This is a genomic window from Citrobacter sp. RHB35-C21, assembly GCF_013816515.1.
Taxonomy (GTDB): domain Bacteria; phylum Pseudomonadota; class Gammaproteobacteria; order Enterobacterales; family Enterobacteriaceae; genus Citrobacter; species Citrobacter braakii.
The window spans coordinates 1,868,415-1,889,356 of sequence record NZ_CP057147.1 but is presented as its reverse complement, the minus strand read 5'-3'; the positions used below and the strand labels follow the sequence as shown (position 1 = coordinate 1,889,356).

The 20,942-nt window shown below is 51.6% G+C and carries 20 protein-coding genes; 6 read left to right on the top strand and 14 right to left on the bottom strand.

Annotated elements, in window-relative coordinates; translation table 11 throughout:
• Positions 1-11 precede the first annotated feature (11 nt).
• The 4 genes from HVZ39_RS09035 to apbC all read right to left on the bottom strand — a co-directional run bounded on the left by HVZ39_RS09035 (position 12) and on the right by apbC (position 3,223).
• Complete coding sequence (locus tag HVZ39_RS09035; RefSeq protein ID WP_019077208.1) at positions 12-692, bottom strand: fimbrial assembly chaperone; 681 nt, start codon at positions 690-692, stop codon at positions 12-14.
• Between the two features lie 63 nt (positions 693-755).
• Complete coding sequence (gene yehD / locus HVZ39_RS09030) at positions 756-1,295, bottom strand: fimbrial protein YehD (RefSeq protein WP_016156961.1); 540 nt, start codon at positions 1,293-1,295, stop codon at positions 756-758.
• 272 nt (positions 1,296-1,567) lie between these two features.
• A complete protein-coding gene (locus tag HVZ39_RS09025) occupies positions 1,568-1,849 on the bottom strand; it encodes a DUF2574 family protein (protein WP_029139599.1) in 282 nt (93 codons plus the stop codon).
• A 264-nt stretch (positions 1,850-2,113) separates the two neighbouring features.
• Complete coding sequence (apbC, locus tag HVZ39_RS09020; RefSeq protein ID WP_016153686.1) at positions 2,114-3,223, bottom strand: iron-sulfur cluster carrier protein ApbC; 1,110 nt, start codon at positions 3,221-3,223, stop codon at positions 2,114-2,116.
• Positions 3,224-3,387: 164 nt separating this feature from the next.
• Between apbC and metG the strand changes: the two genes are divergently transcribed.
• Positions 3,388-5,421 carry a methionine--tRNA ligase gene (metG, locus tag HVZ39_RS09015; protein WP_016156963.1) on the top strand — a complete coding sequence of 678 codons (2,034 nt, stop codon included), beginning with the start codon at positions 3,388-3,390 and terminating at the stop codon, positions 5,419-5,421.
• 210 nt (positions 5,422-5,631) lie between these two features.
• On the top strand, positions 5,632-6,090 hold the full coding sequence (locus tag HVZ39_RS09010; protein ID WP_181633486.1) for a YehR family lipoprotein: 459 nt from the start codon (positions 5,632-5,634) through the stop codon (positions 6,088-6,090).
• A gap of 42 nt (positions 6,091-6,132) precedes the next feature.
• Here HVZ39_RS09010 and HVZ39_RS09005 read toward each other — a convergent pair whose 3' ends face one another.
• Genes HVZ39_RS09005 through HVZ39_RS08995 form a run of 3 tightly spaced genes read right to left on the bottom strand, consistent with a single transcriptional unit; the run spans position 6,133 to position 9,051 of the window.
• Complete coding sequence (locus tag HVZ39_RS09005) at positions 6,133-6,603, bottom strand: DUF1456 family protein (protein WP_016153689.1); 471 nt, start codon at positions 6,601-6,603, stop codon at positions 6,133-6,135.
• A gap of 46 nt (positions 6,604-6,649) precedes the next feature.
• Positions 6,650-7,369, bottom strand: a complete 720-nt coding sequence (btsR, locus tag HVZ39_RS09000; RefSeq protein WP_016153690.1) for a two-component system response regulator BtsR — start codon at positions 7,367-7,369, stop codon at positions 6,650-6,652.
• On the bottom strand, positions 7,366-9,051 hold the full coding sequence (locus HVZ39_RS08995) for a sensor histidine kinase (RefSeq protein WP_016153691.1): 1,686 nt from the start codon (positions 9,049-9,051) through the stop codon (positions 7,366-7,368). The genes btsR and HVZ39_RS08995 overlap by 4 nt, the downstream gene beginning before the upstream one ends.
• A 225-nt stretch (positions 9,052-9,276) precedes the next feature.
• Between HVZ39_RS08995 and mlrA the strand changes: the two genes are divergently transcribed.
• The gene (gene mlrA, locus HVZ39_RS08990) at positions 9,277-10,008 is read left to right on the top strand and encodes an HTH-type transcriptional regulator MlrA (protein WP_016153692.1); all 732 of its coding nucleotides are present in this window, start codon (positions 9,277-9,279) and stop codon (positions 10,006-10,008) included.
• A 74-nt stretch (positions 10,009-10,082) separates the two neighbouring features.
• Positions 10,083-10,190, top strand: a complete 108-nt coding sequence (locus HVZ39_RS08985) for a protein YohO (protein ID WP_003027354.1) — start codon at positions 10,083-10,085, stop codon at positions 10,188-10,190.
• Here the strand turns inward: HVZ39_RS08985 and HVZ39_RS08980 are convergent.
• The 5 genes from HVZ39_RS08980 to bglX form a co-directional block, all read right to left on the bottom strand.
• Positions 10,171-10,902 carry an ABC transporter permease gene (locus tag HVZ39_RS08980; protein WP_065554088.1) on the bottom strand — a complete coding sequence of 244 codons (732 nt, stop codon included), beginning with the start codon at positions 10,900-10,902 and terminating at the stop codon, positions 10,171-10,173. The genes HVZ39_RS08985 and HVZ39_RS08980 overlap by 20 nt on opposite strands.
• Entirely contained in the window at positions 10,886-11,833 is a 948-nt protein-coding gene (locus tag HVZ39_RS08975) for an ABC transporter ATP-binding protein (RefSeq protein ID WP_103766537.1), read from the bottom strand. The genes HVZ39_RS08980 and HVZ39_RS08975 overlap by 17 nt, the downstream gene beginning before the upstream one ends.
• Positions 11,826-12,992, bottom strand: coding sequence for an ABC transporter permease (locus tag HVZ39_RS08970; protein ID WP_275943475.1), 1,167 nt, complete (start codon positions 12,990-12,992; stop codon positions 11,826-11,828). The genes HVZ39_RS08975 and HVZ39_RS08970 overlap by 8 nt, the downstream gene beginning before the upstream one ends.
• A gap of 15 nt (positions 12,993-13,007) precedes the next feature.
• Entirely contained in the window at positions 13,008-13,925 is a 918-nt protein-coding gene (locus HVZ39_RS08965) for an ABC transporter substrate-binding protein (RefSeq protein WP_016153696.1), read from the bottom strand.
• Between the two features lie 217 nt (positions 13,926-14,142).
• Complete coding sequence (gene bglX, locus HVZ39_RS08960; protein ID WP_016153697.1) at positions 14,143-16,440, bottom strand: beta-glucosidase BglX; 2,298 nt, start codon at positions 16,438-16,440, stop codon at positions 14,143-14,145.
• A gap of 232 nt (positions 16,441-16,672) precedes the next feature.
• Between bglX and dld the strand changes: the two genes are divergently transcribed.
• Positions 16,673-18,382, top strand: coding sequence for a D-lactate dehydrogenase (gene dld / locus HVZ39_RS08955; protein ID WP_016153698.1), 1,710 nt, complete (start codon positions 16,673-16,675; stop codon positions 18,380-18,382).
• A 100-nt stretch (positions 18,383-18,482) separates the two neighbouring features.
• Here the strand turns inward: dld and pbpG are convergent, their stop codons facing one another.
• Together pbpG and HVZ39_RS08945 are read right to left on the bottom strand one after the other, a co-directional pair.
• A complete protein-coding gene (gene pbpG, locus HVZ39_RS08950; RefSeq protein ID WP_016153699.1) occupies positions 18,483-19,430 on the bottom strand; it encodes a D-alanyl-D-alanine endopeptidase in 948 nt (315 codons plus the stop codon).
• Between the two features lie 180 nt (positions 19,431-19,610).
• Positions 19,611-20,198 (bottom strand): Yip1 family protein, encoded by a 588-nt coding sequence (locus tag HVZ39_RS08945; protein ID WP_016153700.1) that lies wholly within the window; start codon positions 20,196-20,198, stop codon positions 19,611-19,613.
• Between the two features lie 164 nt (positions 20,199-20,362).
• Between HVZ39_RS08945 and HVZ39_RS08940 the strand changes: the two genes are divergently transcribed.
• Complete coding sequence (locus tag HVZ39_RS08940) at positions 20,363-20,935, top strand: DedA family protein (RefSeq protein WP_016153701.1); 573 nt, start codon at positions 20,363-20,365, stop codon at positions 20,933-20,935.
• Positions 20,936-20,942: the final 7 nt, after the last annotated feature.

Genomic DNA, 20,942 nt, shown 5'->3' with positions numbered 1-20,942 from the left:
TCAATCCTTGACTATCTTTCCGTTTTTATTTTTTCACTTAAGTAGTTTCCGTGATCATCAATAAGAGTAACCTTGTAATGATTAACGACAGCAGTGGTGACGACCTTTTTATCTGACCACGGAGCAAGTAACACTGTCTCGCTGTTTATTTTTGAATTACCCACTAGTTCAGGAATAGTAATCCAGTTGGCAGAATTATTTTTGATATTAATGCCACCGCTGACATCTCTGACGCTTAAGCGAGAAAAGCTTTTTTCATCTACACCGGCGATACCCTGCGGGCGATATATAAATTTGATGCGATTCTGCATAGCAAATTTAATCATGTTCTTACCTTCTGATTCCGCAGAATTAGGAGGAATATCTAACACATTCAGGAAAAAAAGACTTTCACGATCTTCCGGTAGCGTATTTGCCAATTGCTTAATTTTCAATTGTTGACCAGAGCCTCCGCTGACCTTTGCCACCGGAGGGCTCATTACAAATGGCACGTGGATTTTTTCGGGTGGCAGACTGGTATCTCCGTCATCTATCCAGGATTGAACCAGCGAGCTGCGACTGCCTTCATTCATTAATTGCACGGTAATTTCTTTTTTCTGCGCCGGATAAATGACACGGGTGCCGTAAATGTATATGCCGCCCCACGCAGGCATTACTGTACCGGCCAGTAAAAACACGAGTATTTTTTTCATTATAATTATCCTTACTGCGGAAATAATCGGCGGCCAGAGCCGCCGACAAACAGGATAGTCATCTTAATCAGTAACAACAGTCATCGTCAGCGAAGAGGCCACATCACCAGCGGAGACATCGGCAGAACCAATTTTCGCGTAGCGTGCGCTAAAGTTCAGAGTATATTTATTGTCCGCAGTTTTAGTTAACTCAATACCTGTATCGGGGTTAACCTGTTTAGTAAAATCATCACCATAGTAAACGGTGAAGCCAGCACCATTATTTGCTGCGGTATTTCGTGTAATATATTTATTATTGCTGTCAAACTGAGAACTGGAGAAAGTAATTTTTGGTGCTTTACTTCCTGTACATTCAACCGTCAATGGCACGGTGGTTTTATTTGAGTATCCTTCATAAACACCACCAGCACTTAAGGCATTTAATCTGTCAGCACCAATTTGGTTCATACCAATGGTCGCAGTGGTATCCCCTGTAAATTTACAGGTGGTCCCTACTACCTTACCAGTAATAATCAGTTCACCCTGATCAGAATCAGCAGCAAAAGCCCCAGCGCTCATAACTACAGCGGACAGAACAGCAGCGGAAATAATTGAACGTTTCATCGTATATTCCTTAATGAATTAACTTCTATTGGTTAAGAGGACTTAACCCGTGAAATTAAATTCGCACACCAGAAACGTTATCGCAATGTAAACGCGTTGTTTTATTGATTTAAAACAAATTGCAAAGCGCAATATAATAGAAACAAATCAGTCGTTTTTTTTATTCTTTTAAATTAATAAATTTACGAGATTAACTGTTGGGATGGAATTCTTCAGAGAAATGATCAGCCACGTATTATTCACAATAATAATGCATGGCTGATAAAAGACGTTTAATCGTAATGCGTCATCACAATTTGTCGTGTAGCGTCACCGGTGATAGTAACAATTTCAGTTACCGCACCTTTTGTTGGATTGGAAACACCCGCTCTGACGTTTGAAAAGGAAATGGCATTGCCACAGCGTTGCTGCACTTCGTTATTTACAACATCAGCGCTACAGGTGGGTTCAGTTACCCGACCATTGATATTCAGGGTGGCAGTATCTGTGGCGAAAGCAGAAGCGCTCATTCCATAAGCCAAAGTAATAACTCCCAAGAATAAATTTTTTTTCATTACGTTCATTATTCCTGTATCGGTTGGGAAACAGCACACAAGCCGTCTTTCCAGTAGATTATGGATTAACTGCCTCGCTAAGACCAATTGAGATTGTAGATTAATTCGACCAATTTAATCAATTTAAATGATGCATTGAGGGTGTTTATTCAGAAAAAGACATGAATTATACAGTCCGGATAAATAATTGAGTGAGATTTTTCATCCAATATATTCACTGCATCAATGCATTATTGATACAGTGAATATTTGTAACGCTATTAATTACACCGCGCGGAAGGCAATTTCACCCGGGATCACTTCCCCTTGCCAGTAGAGCTGGGCAGCGACACGTCCTGCAAGGTCGCGGTAAATGGCGGTAAATTCGCTGTCAGGACGGCTGATGACCGTCGGCGTACCACGATCCAGGTCTTCACGCAGAGAAATATGCAGCGGCATCTGTCCCAGCAGTTGGGTGTGATACTGCTCAGCCAGTTTCTGCGCGCCACCGGTGCCGAAGATTGGCTCGTGATGACCGCAGTTGCTGCAAATATGCATACTCATATTCTCAACAATACCCAGCACTGGCACTTCGACTTTTTCGAACATCACGATGCCTTTTTTCGCATCGATCAGCGCGATGTCCTGCGGAGTGGTCACCACAACAGCACCCGTGACCGGAATGTTTTGCGCCAGCGTCAACTGGATATCACCCGTACCCGGCGGCATATCCAGTACCAGGTAATCAAGATCCGGCCATAAGGTTTCTTGTAGCATCTGCAGCAGGGCTTTGCTGGCCATCGGGCCACGCCACACCATCGCATTATCGTCAGTAACCAGATAACCAATAGAGTTTGTCGCCAGACCGTGAGACATGATCGGCGCCATGTGGGTACCGTCTGGAGAGGTTGGACGCTGGTTCTCCGCACCGAGCATCGTCGGGATTGACGGGCCATAAATATCGGCGTCCAGTATCCCTACCTTCGCCCCTTCCGCAGCCAGCGCCAGCGCCAGGTTCACGGCAGTAGAGGATTTACCTACGCCACCTTTACCCGAACTGACGGCGATGATGTTTTTTACACCATTAATGCCCGGCTGGTTTTTCACGCGTTTCAGCGTCGCAATGTTATGCGACAGTTTCCAGTCGATCGCTTTCGCACCAGTAATACGCAGCAGATCGGCGCTACATTGCTCTTTTAAGTCCTCAAACGCGCTCTGCCAGACAAACGGCATGACCAGCTCAACGTGCAACGTGTCATCCATCCAGGCGACGTGATGCAACGCTTTAAGCGTCGTCAGATTATGTTTCAGGGTTGAATGCTGAAAATTCGCCAGCGTCCCGGCAACCATCGCGCGCAGGGTCTCTGGTGATTTGGCCTGGGATTGTGCGTTCATCCCGACTCCTTTTTGTTGTTCTGAAAATACAATAGTCACCAGGTAGTTTACTCCAACCGCAACAATTATTCATTTACGGATAAATGCCCTTATCGCTTGGCGCAGTAATTACCATTTTGGTACTATCAAAGCCCTTTTCACTACAAAAGAAGTAATTGCCCACTATGACTCAAGTCGCGAAGAAAATTCTGGTAACGTGCGCGCTGCCGTACGCCAACGGCTCTATCCACCTCGGCCATATGCTGGAGCACATCCAGGCTGATGTCTGGGTCCGTTACCAGCGAATGCGCGGCCACCAGGTTAACTTCATCTGCGCGGACGACGCACACGGTACGCCAATCATGCTGAAAGCACAGCAGCTTGGGATCACGCCAGAGCAGATGATCGGTGAAATGAGTCAGGAGCATCAGACTGATTTTGCGGGTTTTGACATCAGCTATGACAACTACCACTCTACGCACAGCGAAGAGAACCGTGAGCTGTCTGAGCTGATTTATACGCGCCTGAAGGAGAACGGTTTTATTAAGAACCGTACTATCTCCCAGCTTTACGATCCGGAAAAAGGCATGTTCCTGCCGGACCGTTTCGTTAAAGGCACCTGCCCGAAATGTAAATCTCCGGATCAGTATGGCGATAACTGTGAAGTCTGCGGCGCAACCTACAGCCCGACCGAACTTATCGAGCCGAAATCCGTCGTTTCTGGCGCGACGCCGGTAATGCGCGACTCCGAACACTTCTTCTTTGACCTGCCGTCATTCAGCGAGATGCTGCAGGCCTGGACACGCAGCGGCGCGTTGCAGGAGCAGGTCGCCAACAAAATGCAGGAATGGTTCGAATCCGGCCTGCAGCAGTGGGATATTTCCCGCGATGCCCCATACTTCGGTTTTGAAATCCCGGATGCGCCAGGCAAGTACTTCTACGTCTGGCTGGACGCACCAATTGGCTATATGGGTTCGTTCAAAAACCTGTGCGATAAGCGCGGCGACACGACCAGTTTTGATGAGTATTGGAAGAAAGATTCCGACGCCGAGCTGTATCACTTCATCGGTAAAGACATCGTCTACTTCCATAGCCTGTTCTGGCCGGCAATGCTGGAAGGCAGCAACTTCCGTAAGCCGACTAACCTGTTTGTACACGGTTATGTGACGGTAAACGGTGCGAAGATGTCCAAATCTCGCGGTACCTTCATTAAGGCCAGCACCTGGCTGAAGCACTTTGACGCCGACAGCCTGCGTTACTACTACACGGCGAAGCTTTCTTCACGCATTGATGACATCGACCTGAACCTGGAAGACTTCGTCCAGCGTGTAAACGCCGATATCGTCAACAAAGTAGTCAACCTGGCATCACGTAACGCAGGCTTTATCAGCAAGCGTTTTGACGGCGTACTGGCGGCTGAACTGGCCGACCCAGCGTTGTATAAAACCTTCACTGACGCTGCTGCGGTGATTGGCGAAGCATGGGAAAGCCGTGAATTTGGTAAAGCTATCCGTGAAATCATGGCGCTGGCCGATGTGGCAAACCGCTACGTTGACGAACAGGCTCCGTGGGTCGTTGCTAAACAGGAAGGCCGCGATGCCGACCTGCAAGCGATCTGCTCCATGGGTATCAACCTGTTCCGCGTCCTGATGACTTACCTGAAACCGGTTCTGCCAACGCTTGCTGAACGTGTAGAAGCTTTCCTGAACAGCGAGCTGAGCTGGGATGCCATTAAGCAACCGCTGCTCGGTCACAAGGTCAACACCTTTAAGGCGCTCTACAATCGCATCGACATGAAACAAGTTGAAGCGCTGGTGGAAGCGTCGAAAGAAGAAGTGAAGGCCGCTGCCGCACCGGTAACCGGCCCGCTGGCGGATGACCCGATTCAGGAAACCATTACCTTTGACGATTTCGCCAAAGTTGACCTGCGCGTGGCATTGATTGAAAACGCCGAGTTTGTGGAAGGTTCTGACAAACTGCTGCGTCTGACGCTGGATCTCGGTGGCGAGAAGCGTAACGTCTTCTCTGGTATTCGTTCTGCCTATCCGGATCCGCAGACCCTGGTTGGACGTCAGACCATTATGGTTGCTAACCTGGCACCTCGTAAGATGCGCTTCGGCATTTCTGAAGGGATGGTCATGGCGGCAGGTCCTGGCGGGAAAGATATCTTCCTGTTAAGCCCAGACGAAGGCGCAAAACCTGGCCAACAGGTGAAATAAATCAGACATCTCGAGCGCTGCAACTGCAGCGCTTTTTTTTGCTGAGGGATTTACCTTTAATCTTAAACACACTCCCCCACTCCATTTTCGGACTGCTTAGCCATCGCTATTAGATTTATTCTATACTGCTCTACTATTAAGGCCGCCCGGCCCCCTCATATTCATTAGCGTTATTATTTAGCATTCGATATTCATAAAATGGAGTTTTACATGACAGCGTTACAAAAATTAGTTTCTCTCGCCGTGGCATCGGTTGTGGTTTTTTCCCTGGCGGGTTGTGGTGATAAAGAAGAGACGAAAACATTCAATGCCAATCTTAACGGTTCGGATATCACCGTCTCTTACACCTATAAAGGTGACAAAGTTCTGAAACAAAGCTCCGAAAGTAAAATCAGCTATGCCTCTATCGGCGCCAACAATAAAGAGGAAGCCGCAAAAGTATTCGATGCGTTAAGCGCCAAATATCAAAATATTGCAGGCGTAGAAGAAAAGCTCACCTATACAGATACCTACGCGCAGGAAAATGTCACTATCGATATGGAAAAAGTCGATATAAAAGCGTTACAAGCAATTTCCGGGATGAAGCTTTCTGAGAAAGCCGATAAAAATATCAGCATGAAGCAAATGCAAACGGTAATGGAATCGGCGGGTTTTAAAGAAGTGAAATAACACCCTGGCGACCCGATATTCATCGTGGTCGCCAGCGTCGTTTTACGCTTTCGTTTTGTGCACTCGCGACGTCAAACCCCGCAGGAAGTAACGCAGAAACTGATCGCCGCATTCGCGATAGTTCTTATGATCCGGCGCGCGCATCATGGCGGTAATTTCCGGCATCGACACACGAAACTTCTGCTCGGTCATAATGGCCAGAATATCATCGGTTTTCAGCGAAAAGGCGATACGCAGCTTTTTCAGCACCGTATTGTTGTTAACACGACGCTCAAGCGCCAGTTCCGGCGCAGAATCGTCTTTTCCACGCAGATGATAAATCAGACCGTTTAAAAATCCGGAGAGAATGATATCCGGGCAGCGAATAAACCCGGCTTCATCTTCTTTTGTCATCCAGGTATCAAAACCTGCGGAGGTGGATTCCATGTCAGCAAGCGCAAGAATACGCACCATGTCGTTATTGTTCGCTTTCAGAGTGTAGCGCAGGCTACGAAGAATATCGTTACTTAGCATAGAGCCTTCAACTGTCGGTGATGCAATGGCGCGCAGTGTATCAGTTTTACAGTCCAATCGCCTCTTTTAGACTTTTAAGATAACGGCGACTTACCGGAACTGTCAGCCCGTTGCGCAAAATCAGTTCGGCCTGACCGTTTTCTTCCAGACGGATCTCCCGCAATTGCGCCATATTCACCAGATACTGCCGATGGCAGCGCAGCAAAGGTGTACGGCTTTCCAGCGTTCTGAGCGTCAGTTCGGTGAAACCTTCTTTACCATCGCTGCTGGTCACATACACGCCGCTCATGCGGCTGCTGATAAACGCCACGTCATCCATTTGCAGCAGATAGATTCGGCTGTGGCCGCTGCACGGAATAAACTTCAGCGCCTGCTGATTCTCCGGCAGTAGCGATACATCCTGCTTCGTGCGCTCCTGACGCAAACGGCTCAGCGTTTTTTCCAGTCGCGCCTCTTCAATCGGTTTGAGAAGATAATCAAACGCGTGTTCTTCAAAAGCTTTCACCGCATATTCATCAAAGGCAGTAAGGAAAACAATATACGGACGATGCTCAGGATCAAGCATGCCAACCATTTCCAGACCGCTGATACGCGGCATCTGAATATCAAGGAACAGGACATCCGGACGCAGTTTATGTACCGCGCCGATGGCTTCCACCGCATTCGAACATTCGCCGACGATCTCGATGTCGCTTTGCGCCTGCAACAGGATCCGCAGATTCTCCCGCGCTAACGGTTCGTCATCGACAATCAGCACTTTGATCATGCCAGTTCCTCCAGAGGAAGTCGTAAAGTGATTCGGGTAAAGCGGTCAGGTTCACACGCTACGCTGATGCCAAAATCGTCGCCAAACCGCTCGCGCAGTCGTTTATCAACCAGATTCATACCCAATCCGCTGGCCTCAGACGTTGGCTGATACAACCCGGCGTTATCTTCAATATCCAGCATCAGATACTGCCCTTCGCGGCGGGCGGTAATCGACACTTCGCCGGTATCCAGTAGCTGAGAGGTACCGTGCTTAATGGCATTCTCCACAATAGGTTGTAGGGTAAAGGCAGGTAATTGCTGATACGAAAGCGCATCTGGCACCGTCAAAGTCACCTGCAGGCGCGACTGAAATCGCGCCTTTTCAATTTGCAGATAGGCATTAACGTGCTCAATTTCATCAGCCAGCGTCACAATCTCCGACGGACGTTTTAAGTTTTTGCGAAAGAACGTCGACAGATACTGCACCAGTTGGCTGGCCTGCTCGCTATCACGTCGGATCACGGCTTTGATGGTGTTGAGCGCATTAAACAAAAAATGGGGGTTCACCTGAGCATGCAGGAGTTTGATTTCCGACTGCGTGAGCATCGCTTTTTGCCGCTCATACTGCCCAGCCAGAATCTGCGCCGAAAGCAGTTGGGCGATCCCTTCCCCCAGCGTGCGGTTGATCGAGCTAAAGAGGCGGTTTTTGGCTTCATACAGTTTGATGGTCCCCATCACCCGCTGGTTTTCCCCCCGCAAAGGGATCACCAGCGTCGAGCCTAATTTGCATTGCGGGTGCAAAGAGCAGCGGTAAGGGACTTCATTCCCATCGGCATACACCACCTCTCCGGTTTCTATCGCCCGTTGGGTGTACGACGACGAAATAGGTTTTCCGGGTAGATGGTGATCGTCACCAATGCCGGTAAATGCCAGCAGCTTCTCGCGGTCGGTAATTGCCACAGCACCGATATCCAGCTCTTCATACAGCACCTGAGCGACCTTCATGCTGTTAACCTCGTTAAACCCCTGGCGCAAAATACCCTCCGTTGAGGCGGCAACTTTGAGCGCAGTGGCGGAAAAAGCAGAGGTATATTTTTCAAACATCGCCCGTTTATCGAGCAAAATACGCATAAATAAGGCTGCACCCACGGTATTCGTCACCATCATCGGCGCGGCGATATTACTGACCAGCCGAAACGCATCGTCAAACGGCCGAGCGATTAACAAGATGATCAGCATCTGCACCAGTTCGGCGACAAAAGTAATGGCACCCGCGGTCAGTGGGCTAAAGACTTTATCGGTACGGCCACGACGGGTGAGCACGCTGTGCACCAGCCCGCCGAGCAAACCTTCCACAATGGTCGAAATCATGCAACTGAGCGCCGTCATTCCGCCCATTGAATAACGATGTAAGCCACCGGTTAGACCGACCAAACCGCCGACCACCGGGCCGCCAAGCAGCCCACCCATCACCGCGCCGATAGCACGGGTATTAGCAATAGAATCATCAATGTGCAGCCCGAAATAGGTGCCCAAAATGCAGAAAATGGAAAAGGTAACGTAGCAAAGCAGCTTGTGCGGGAGCCGGATCGTGACCTGCATCAGCGGGATAAACAAACGCGTTTTGCTCATGAGCCACGCGATAACGAGAAACACACACATCTGCTGAAGCAGCAGCAACACCAGATTAAACTCGTACATACCTGCCAACCACACATCACTTAAAAGCGCGTAACATACATGGGCTGCGCGTAACTTTCTTTGAAGTGTTGCAAAAAAAAAGGAATTTGTGAGAACGATCACTCGAAAGCGCGAGCATGACTACAAATTCACCCATTTGTTGATCAAAAAACAGACAAAACTACCTGGTTCGCAAAAGAGCGTCTAAAGTAAAACTGGGACCTCGCGAGCATAAGTGAGACGACGATGGCGCTTTACACAATAGGTGAAGTGGCTTTGCTTTGTGATATCAACCCTGTCACTTTACGCGCGTGGCAGAGGCGTTACGGATTACTGAAACCGCAGCGAACAGACGGCGGGCATCGCCTGTTTAACGACGCGGATATCGACCGGATCCGTGAGATAAAACGCTGGATAAATAACGGCGTTCAGGTCAGTAAGGTAAAAATGTTGCTCAGCAATGAGAACATTGATGTGCATAACGGCTGGCGCGAACAGCAAGAGACGCTGTTGAGCTATTTGCAAAGTAATAATCTGCATAGCCTCAGGATGTGGATCAAAGAGCGCGGTCAGGATTATCCCGCACAAACGCTCAACACCCATTTGTTCATTCCGTTACGCCGCCGCCTGCAATGTCAGCAGCCGATCCTGCAGGCGTTACTGGGGATCCTCGACGGTGTCCTCATCAACTACATCGCGATTTGTCTGGCCTCGGCGCGCAAGAAACAGGGGAAAGATGCCCTGGTTGTCGGCTGGAACATTCATGATACCACCCGCTTATGGCTGGAGGGTTGGGTTGCCAGCCAGCAGGGATGGCGCGTTGACGTCCTCGCCCACTCGCTAAACCAATTGCGACCGGAACTGTTTGAAGGCCGAACCTTACTGGTCTGGTGCGGCGAAAGCCAAACGCCCGCTCAGCAGCAACAACTGAACGAATGGCGCGCGTTAGGTCACGATATTTATCCACTCGGTATTTAAAACCAACCAGGATCGGCTCTTAATATTCTGTTAACAAACGTGTACAATCCTTAGATTCACATAAGGAGTGCATAATGAGCGCAGCTAAAATCGGTGTCATTACCCTCTTCCTGCTGATGGCCATCGGCGGTATCGGCGGCGTCATGCTGGCAGGCTACACATTCATTTTACGTGCCGGGTAAGGTGGCTCGCTAATCGCTCAAATCCGCGGTCAACGATCACCGCAGCCAGCGCGACCAGCAGCGCCCCCTGAATCACATAGGCGGTATTGAACCCGCTCAGTCCGATGATAATCGGCGTGCCCAGCGTGTTCGCCCCGACAGTTGAGGCTATCGTAGCGGTGCCGATATTAATAATCACCGACGTGCGAATTCCCGCCAAAATAACCGGTGCCGCCAGCGGCAACTCCACTTTACGCAGCCGCTGGCCCTGACTCATGCCCATTCCGCTGGCGATATCCATCACGCTGGGAGAAATTCCGCCGAGTCCCGCCAGAGTTGCCTGCAAGATAGGTAGCACGCCATACAAAATCAGCGCGATAATCGCGGGTTCAAGCCCAAACCCCATCACCGGTACGGCGATCGCCAGCACGGCGACCGGAGGAAATGTCTGCCCCACGGCGGCAATCGTTTCCACCATCGGCCTGAATTCCGCGCCCCAGGGCCGGGTTACCGCTATTCCCGCTCCGGTGCCAATGATGACGGCAATAAGGCTTGAAATCCCCACCAACGCAAAATGACTCAACGCCAGCGCCGTAAAACTTTCCTGCTGATACACGGGACGCGGCAGCGTCGGAAATAGCGAACTAAACAGGGCCTGACTGTGAGGCAACCCCACCAACAGGATCAGAAACAGCGCAACAAGCCATAGCAATGGATCAGCAAGACGTTTCACGGGTCGGCGTCTCCGAAAGCAAATCGCGAAAATGAAGCGTCCCGCAGGGCACCCCCTGAGGCGTCACGACCGGCAAGACATCGCAGCCACGCGCCACGAACACCGACAATGCATCACGTAGCGTCATCTCATCCACCAGCGGCTCGCCGTCTGAGTGTTCGCCGCGACGGATAAAATCCCCTACCGTACGCAGCGACAACAGCCTTACGCCCAGTTCACTGCGGCCAAAAAAAGTTTGCACAAAATCATTCGCTGGCGCAGTGAGCATCGACAGCGGCGTGCCTTGCTTCACAACTTTTCCCGCATCCATCAAAATCAGATGCTCCGCCAGTCTCAACGCCTCGTCGATATCATGTGTCACCAGCACAATGGTACGTCCCAACAAACGGTGGATACGCGTCATCTCCTGCTGCAGCGCGCCGCGGGTAACCGGGTCCAGCGCGCCAAAAGGCTCATCCATCAGTAGCACCTGCGGATCTGCGGCCAACGCACGCGCAACTCCAACCCGCTGCTGTTGTCCACCGGAAAGCTGATGCGGATAACGGTGGCGCAAACTCGCCTCAAGGCCCAGCAGCGCCATTAGTTCATCTGTTCGGTCATCAATACGTGAACGTGACCACTTTTGCAGCTGCGGTACGGTGGCAATATTCTGCGCGACGGTCCAGTGGGGAAACAAACCAATAGACTGAATCGCGTACCCCATGCGCCGTCGTAACTCCAGCACTGGCAGGCTGCGGATCTCCTCCCCGGCAAAACGGATCTGCCCGCTGTCATGTTCAACCAGCCGGTTGATCATCTTTAGCGTGGTAGACTTGCCCGAACCTGACGTGCCAATTAATACCGAAAAGCTGCCCTCTCCTAACTGCAGGTTAAGGTCGTCGACAGCTTTTTGTTGGCCATAGGTTTTACTGACATGGCGAAATTCAATCATTATTCGATACCTTTAGCAGCGCGATCCCTAAATCAAACAGCGCATCAATCAACACAGCCAGCACAACGACCGGGATCACGCCCAACAGCACTAAATCAACGGCGCTACTGAGCAATCCCTGAAAGACCAGCGCGCCAAATCCCCCTGCACCAATCAGCGCGGCTATCACCGCCATTCCCACCGTCTGGACCATCACCACTCGCAAACTGCGCAAGAAGACCGGCAGCGCCAGTGGAAACTGCACCGAGATAAACCGCTGACGCGCGCTCATCCCCATCGCCCGGGCGCTTTCAAGTACATCGCGTGGAACCTGATTCAATCCAGCCACTACGCCGCGAACCAGCGGTAAGAGCGCATACAGCACCAACGCAATAAGCGCAGGCGTCAGACCGGTTCCCGCTACGCCAAGCGAACCCAGCAAGGGAAAGTGCTTCACCAGTCCGGCAAGCGGCGCAATTAACAGGCCAAACAGCGCGACGGAGGGAATAGTCTGGATGATGTTCAGTACCGCGAATACCGGCCCCTGACGGGAGACAGAAAAAGTACACCAGACGCCCAGCGGCACGCCAATGAGCAGCGCGGGCACTACGGTAGCGAACAGAATCGTCAGATGCTGCGCCAGGGCGTCGTTAAAGACATCCTGGCGGTTGGCATATTCTTTAAGCAGAGAAAGATCGTTAAACGTACCGGAGAGCAGTAACACCAGCGGCAAAATGAATATTTGTGCGTGCAATAACCAACGCCACGACGCCCGTTCGGTGATGCGACGAATGGCGTCACTGGCTGCCAGCAGCATCAGTCCCAGCCCTAACCAGAACCCGCTGCCCAGGCTGGTTCTGGCCAGCGGGCTACCCGTCTGAGCCAGATACGTTGCCGTTGTGCCGGCGATGACCAGCGCCGCAATCACCAACAGTTGGCTAACGATAAGCGTCAATATATTGCCGGATTTTCCCGGTACAAAGCACAGAAGAAACAGCAACACGCAGGCCGCCGCTAATCCCCATGCCATGTCGGGTTGGATATCCCAGAGTTGACGCCCTTCACCGGAAACCAGGCGATTGGGAGCATAGCTGATGAAAGGAAGCGCTGCCGCCGCGATGGTCAGAAACACCAGCAGCAACAGCACCCGATTTACTAAAATATTCGACAAAACACCCACCTGCTGCAAACTCCGTTACTTCACCCATCCTTTTTGCTTCAGGTAGTCTGCTGCGACTTTTTTCGCATCCAGCCCCTCCACGGCGATACTGGCATTCAGCCGTTGCAGCGTTTTTTCATCCAGGCTGGCAAATACCGGTTGTAGCCATTCTGCCATTTGCGGGTAGTCCTGCAGCACCGATTCACGCACAACGGGCGCTGGCGCATAAATGGGCTGTACGCCTTGCGGATCGCTTAATGTTTGCAGACCGAGCGCCGCAACGGGACCGTCGGTACCGTAGGCCATCGCTGCATTAACCCCAGAGGTCTGCTGCGCCGCCGCTTTAATCGTCACCGCGGTATCCCCCCCCGCCAGCGACAACAGCTGATTCTGATTCAGTTTGAAATCATAGGCTTTTTCAAAGGCAGGCAGCGCGTCAGCCCGTTCGATAAATTCCGCAGAGGCGGCAAGTTTGAACGTCCCCCCGTCTTTCAGGTAACGGCCTAAATCGGCAAGGGACTCAAGCTTATTCTTTTGCGCGACATCCTGGCGAACCGCAATGGTCCAGGTGTTGTTGGCGGGCGCAGGCGTTAGCCAGATCAGCTTATTTTGCTCTGCGTCCAGCTTTTTCACTTTGTCATAACCGGCCTGCGCATTTTTCCATGCAGGATCATTCTCATCTTTAAAAAAGAATGCGCCATTGCCGGTATATTCCGGATAAATATCCAGTTCACCAGAGGTGATTGCCCCACGCACCACCGGAGTGGTACCCAGTTGTACTTTATTAACGGTTTTCACGCCGTGACTTTCGAGCACCTGCAAAATAATGTTGCCGAGCAGCGCCCCTTCGGTATCTATTTTTGAACCGACCGTGACGGGTGACGCGGCCTGTAAGGGCAAGCTGATCGCGGCTAACAACGCCAGCGAACCCACCCAAACTTTTGAAATTATCATGCTGCACTCCTCATTCTTTTACGGCCCTTTTCAGAGACTTGAGGAAAAAGCATAGTCGAAAAATCAAGCCTTAACCTGGCAATTGGGTAGTAACACTGAGAGTTACTCGCGGTAAGGCGATAATACAATAAAAAAATCCGGCAAACCCAAAGTGAGTTTACCGGATGGTACGATTTCGCAGGCCTGATAAGCGTCACGCTACCAGGCATGATATCAATTACAGCAGTTCAAATTCGCCCTGCTTCACTCTGGCGGAATCCACGCCGATAAAGACGTTGAACTTGCCCGGTTCGGCATCGTATTGCATACGCTGGTTCCAGAATTTCAGCGCTTCAACATCAATTGGGAAGCTAACGGTTTGGGTTTCACCCGGTTTAAGATTCACCTTCTCAAAACCTTTCAGCTGTTTTACCGGACGACTCATTGAAGCGGTAACATCCTGCAAATACATCTGAATCACCGTCGCACCTTCGCGTTTGCCGGTATTGGTCACCTGCACGCTGGCCGTCACGGTCCCGTCACGCTTCATCGTCGGAGAAGAGAGTTTCACATCAGAAACCGTGAATGTGGTGTAGCTCAGGCCATAGCCAAAGGGATACAACGGACCGTTCGCTTCGTCAAAGTAGCGCGACGTGTACTTATTCGGCTTATCGGCATTATACGGGCGACCGGTATTGAGATGGCTGTAATAGACCGGGATCTGTCCGACAGAGCGCGGGAAAGACATCGGCAACTTGCCTGACGGGTTGTAATCGCCAAACAGCACATCGGCGATGGCGTTACCGCCTTCCGTCCCGGCAAACCAGGTTTCGAGGATCGCATCGGCCTGTTGATCTTCCTTAACCAGCGCCAGCGGACGACCGTTCATCAGTACCAGAACCAGCGGTTTGCCCGTGGCTTTCAGCGCGGTAATCAGGTCACGCTGACTCTGCGGAATGGTGATATCGGTGCGGCTGGAGGCTTCATGCGCCATTCCCTGCGCTTCACCAACTACCGCGACGACTACGTCAGACTGCTTCGCGGCGTTAACGGCTTCATCAATCATCGCCTGCGGTGAACGCGGGTCAACCTTCACCGCCTCTTCATACTGGTTGAGGAAGTCGACAATGCCTTTGTCGTTGGTGATGTTCGCCCCTTTGGCGTATACCACTTTGCCCTGCTCGCCGATGGCATTTTTAATCCCCGTCAGCACCGTTACCGACTGATCGGCAACCCCGGCAGCAGACCAACTGCCCATCACATCACGCTTGCTGTCGGCCAGCGGACCGACAACCGCTACGGTGGCGGATTTTTTCAGCGGCAATGTTTCCAGACGGTTTTTCAGCAGCACCAGGCTTTCACGCGCCACTTCACGCGCCTCTTTACGGTGCAAACGGCTTTCCGCGTTGGTGTCCTGCGGGTCAGATTCTTTGGCCCCCAGATGGCTGTACGGATCGTTAAACAGCCCCATATCATATTTCACGTTCAGCACATGACGCGCAGCGTCGTCCAGCTCCGCCATCGTCACCTTACCTGACTTAATCAACCCCGGCAGGTATTTGCTGTAATACTCATCGCTCATGCTCATGTTGATGCCGGACTTGATCGCCACACGCACCGCATCTTCAGGATCGGCGGCAGTGCCGTGCTTAATCAGTTCCTTAATCGCGCCGTGATCGGAAACAGTAATGCCCTTAAAGCCCCACTCATCGCGCAGCACGTCTTTTAACAGCCATGCATCCGAAGTCGCCGGCGTGCCGTTCAGCGAATTAAGCCCCACCATCACCGCACCGCTACCGGCGTCCAGTCCGGCTTTGTACGGTGGCATATAGTCGTTGAACAAACGCTGCGGGCTCATATCGACGGTGTTGTATTCCTTGCCGCCTTCAACCGCGCCATAGGCGGCATAGTGCTTGACGCTGGTCATCACCGAATAGCGATCGGCCGGGCTTTTACCCTGCATCGCTTCCACCATGGTTTTGCCCATCGTGGCGGTCAAATACGTATCTTCGCCAAACCCTTCCGAGGCGCGGCCCCAGCGCGGATCGCGCGAGACATCGACCATCGGCGCCCAGGTCATATTCAGACCATCATCGGCGGCCTCATACGCAGACACTCGACCAACGGTTCTGACCGCATCGAGATTAAAGGAGGATGCCAGACCGAGACTTATCGGGAATACGGTACGCTGACCGTGCAATACGTCGTAGGCAAAAAAGAGAGGGATTTTCAGGCGGCTGAGATCCATCACCTGATCCTGCATTTTGCGGATATCCTGGCGCGTGACGGTGTTAAAAATTGCCCCAACCTGCCCGTCTTTGATCATCTCGCGGATGGCTTCTTTCGGGTTATCAGGCCCGACGCTTATCAAACGCAGTTGCCCAATCTTCTCATCCACGGTCATCTGCTTGAGTAAATCGGTAACGAAGGCATCCCGCGCTTCTGGCGTCAGTGGATGGTTACCAAACAGAGTGTCCGCCAACGCTGGTTGTAATGCCAGACTCACCGCGACACCTACAGAACATAGCCATTTCATGTTGATTCTCTCTTTATTTTTTCCCGACGAGGCAGCGAAAATATAACAAAAACCGCAGTTTGCCGTAAGACTAAACGGGAGCGATAAAGAAAGCTAAGGTTATTCTCCTAATTTTCGAAACCAGCGCGAATCAGTAAAAGACGAACCAGAGACAATATGAATGAGAAAGCGTATTGTCATACAAAGCGCTATGCTTGTTCCTGATATTGAGTCCCACCACAAGGAGTGGAGAATGTCTTCCATTACAACAGATAATAAAGCTTTCCTGAATGAACTGACCCGTCTGGTAGGTCATTCACACCTGCTGACAGAACCTGCTAAAACCGCCCGCTATCGCAAGGGATTCCGCTCCGGCCAGGGCGATGCGCTTGCCGTCGTGTTCCCCGGGTCGCTTTTAGAACTGTGGCGCGTTTTGAGCGCCTGCGTCGCCGCGGATAAAATTATCCTGATGCAGGCCGCTAACACCGGCCTGACCGAAGGGTCTACGCCGAGCGGTAATGATTATGACCGCGAGATTGTCATTATCAGCACCCTGCGTCTTGATAAGCTGCACGTCATCGGCAAAGGTGAACAGGTGCTGGCCTATCCAGGAACCACGCTCTATTCGCTGGAAAAAGCGCTCAAACCGTTTGGCCGTGAACCGCATTCGGTAATCGGATCTTCCTGTATCGGCGCTTCGGTTATCGGTGGCATTTGCAACAACTCCGGCGGCTCGCTGGTACAGCGCGGCCCGGCATACACGGAGATGTCGCTGTTTGCGCGTATTGACGAACAGGGAAAATTACAACTGGTTAACCATCTGGGTATCGAACTGGGCCAGACCCCGGAGCAGATCCTGAGCAAACTGGATGACGAGCGTATTAGAGATGACGATGTTCGCCACGACGGACGTCACGCGCACGATCATGACTACGTTACCCGCGTCAGAGATATCGACGCGGACACGCCCGCACGCTATAACGCCGACCCGGATCGCTTGTTTGAATCGTCCGGTTGTGCAGGCAAGCTCGCGGTCTTTGCCGTGCGTCTGGACACCTTCGAAGCCGAAAAAAACCAGCAGGTCTTTTACATCGGCACCAACCAGCCAGAGGTGCTGACGGAGATCCGCCGTCATATTCTGGCAAAATTCGAGCATCTGCCGGTCGCCGGTGAATATATGCACCGCGATATTTACGATATCGCTGAGCAATACGGCAAAGATACGTTTCTGATGATCGACAAGCTCGGCACCGACAAAATGCCGTTCTTCTTCACCCTGAAAGGCCGCACCGATGCGATGCTGGAAAAAGTGAAAATTTTCCGTCCTCACTTCACCGACCGGGCAATGCAGAAATTTGGTCATTTGTTCCCCAGCCACTTACCGGCGCGCATGAAAAGCTGGCGCGATAAATACGAGCATCACCTGCTGTTAAAAATGGCCGGTGGCGGCGTGGCTGAAGCCCAAAACTGGCTAAGCGAGTATTTCAAAACCGCTGAAGGCGACTTCTTTGCCTGTACGGCGGAAGAAGGCAGCAAGGCGTTCTTGCATCGCTTTGCGGCGGCTGGCGCGGCTATTCGTTATCAGGCCGTGCATGCGGATGAGGTGGAAGATATTCTGGCGCTGGATATCGCGCTGCGCCGTAACGACACCGAATGGTACGAGCATCTGCCTCCAGAGATCGACAGTCAACTGGTGCACAAACTCTATTACGGTCACTTTATGTGTTACGTTTTCCATCAGGATTACATCGTGAAAAAAGGCGTGGATGCGCATGCGCTCAAAGAGCAGATGCTGGAACTCCTGCGCGAGCGTGGGGCGCAGTATCCGGCAGAGCATAACGTCGGGCATCTGTATCAGGCGCCGGAAACCTTGACCCGTTTTTACCGTGAGAATGACCCCACCAACAGTATGAATCCGGGTATTGGGAAAACGAGTAAGCAGAAGTTCTGGAAAGAATCGTAAACCTGAAAAAGATAAGCGCTACCGGGCATGTTGCCGGGGCGCTTCGCTTGCCCGGCCTACTGCTACATTCGCTATGCGTAGGCCGGATAAGACATCTTATTTAATCGTTCTGTGCGGTTTGCTCGCCCTTCGCCGAACCTGCCGCCGCCATCTGCGCAGCTTTTTGCTTTTTATAGCTCAGCGCCGCCGCCGGAACCGGCATCACCTTGCCCGTTTCAATCCAGGTACGTAAACGGCTGGCATCGGCAAAGTGAGTATATTTGCCAAAGGCATCCATCACCACCAGCGCCACCGGTTTGTTGTTAATCACCGTGCGCATCACCAGACAGTGGCCTGCCGCATTGGTAAACCCGGTTTTCGTTAACTGAATATTCCAGTTATCGCGGTATACCAGATGGTTGGTGTTACGAAACGGCAGCGTATACGCAGGGTTGGCAAACGTCGCCATATCTTCACGCGTAGTACTTAACTGGCCGATCAGCGGATACTGTTTGCTGGCGATCAGCAGCTTGGTTAAGTCACGGGCGGTCGAGACATTGTGAATCGACAAGCCAGTGGGTTCCACAAAGCGTGTCTGAGTCATGCCGAGCGCTTTCGCTTTGGCATTCATGGCTTTGATAAACGCGTTGTATCCGCCCGGGTAATGATGCGCCAGGCTCGCCGCCGCGCGGTTTTCTGATGACATCAGCGCCAACAGTAACATGTCTTTACGGCTGATTTCGCTGTTCAGTCGTACGCGAGAGTAAATGCCTTTCATCTCCGGCGTCTGGCTAATATCGACTTTCAGCTTTTCATTCAGCGGCAGTCGTGCATCAAGCACCACCATCGCCGTCATTAATTTGGTAATCGACGCAATCGGACGCACAAGGTCCGGGTGGTTCGAATAGATAACTTTGTTGGTATTCAGATCAACGATCATCGCGCTACCGGACGCTATCTCAGGTTGAGAAGCCGCTGCGGTAGTTGCCGTTTTCGCCACGGCTTGGGGTGCAAAAGGAACGGCCAGCACCAGGGCAAGGCTTAATAATGAAACTCGGAATTTCAGCATGATGAGATTTCTGATAATGGTTCACGCACGTCACAACGCACACCGCCAGAGATTAAGTATTATCTCAAGCTAGCTCAGGCATCATAGCGATCCGGCAGGTTTGCTGCCACAGGAGAATCGTCTCGAAATGCTGCGTTGCTGACTTTTACGTCAACAACGCAGCGTAGACAGGTTTATCCGTCAGAATAACCGATAGCCGTAACCCCACAGGATTACCGTAATAGCCAGCAGAACTTCCAGTACCAGCACACCGATCGCCAGCGTCGAACTGGAAAAACTCAACCCTTCCTCACGAGTGATATTCAGGAACGTCGGAATACCGAGATAAAGTAAATAACCGGTGTAAAACAGCGCGAGAGTCCCGACTAATGCGCACAGCCAGACCAGCGGATAAAGTGCGACCAGCCCGCTTAAAAACAGCGGCGTCGCGACATATCCGGCAAAGACCATACAATGCGCCAGCGACGGACGCTGCGGGTAGTTACGCGCCATCCACCAGATAACCCGGCCCATGACGGCAACGCCCGCCAGCATCACCCCGTAAAACAGAATCGCCATTGCAAATCCAGTCAACAGGGATAATTTAAGGATATTGCCATCGCCAAAATCCCAGCCGATTTGTGTGGTACCGATGAACGCACAAACAACCGGGATTGCCGCCATCAGCAGTACATGGTGGGTATAGTGATGCGAAACGCTTTCGTTTTCGCTGTTGATCACATGCATTTCACGATCGGGATGGGAAAACAGCCCCCAGACATGGTTCATACCGCCCCCTTCTTGTCAGCTCCGGACCTCAACAGTTCAAGTATAATTCAGCTTTGGATTAATTTTTGTACAACAACAAAAATGACGAACCGCTAATTCAGCGCTTTTAAACCCCACGATGATTCACAGGGTGTATGCTTAACGTCGGGAGGTCATCCAGACATATGGATATAAACAGTCTTATTGCACATTACGGTTACGCCGCATTGGTCATTGGCAGTTTGGCCGAAGGTGAAACCATTACCCTGCTGGGCGGCGTGGCGGCACATCAGGGATTACTTAAATTTCCTCTGGTGGTTATCTCTGTGGCCCTGGGCGGGATGATTGGCGATCAATTGCTGTATCTGCTTGGGCGTCGTTACGGTGGAAAAATTTTGCGTCGTTTCTCAAAACATCGCGACAAAATCCGCCGGGCGCAGAAAATGATCCAGCGCCGTCCTTATCTGTTCGTGATTGGCACCCGTTTTATGTATGGTTTTCGCGTGATCGGCCCGTTGCTGATTGGCGCAAGCCATTTGCCGCCTAAAATTTTCCTGCCGTTGAATATCCTGGGGGCGCTGGCGTGGGCGCTGATATTTACCACTCTGGGTTACGTGGGGGGAGAAGTCATTGCGCCGTGGCTACACAATCTCGACCAGCATATTAAGCACTGGATATGGCTGGCTCTGGTGATTGTGCTGGTGCCAGGCGTTCGGTGGTGGTTAAAAAAACGCAGCAGCAAAAGTACAGCCCGGTAGCGCGATG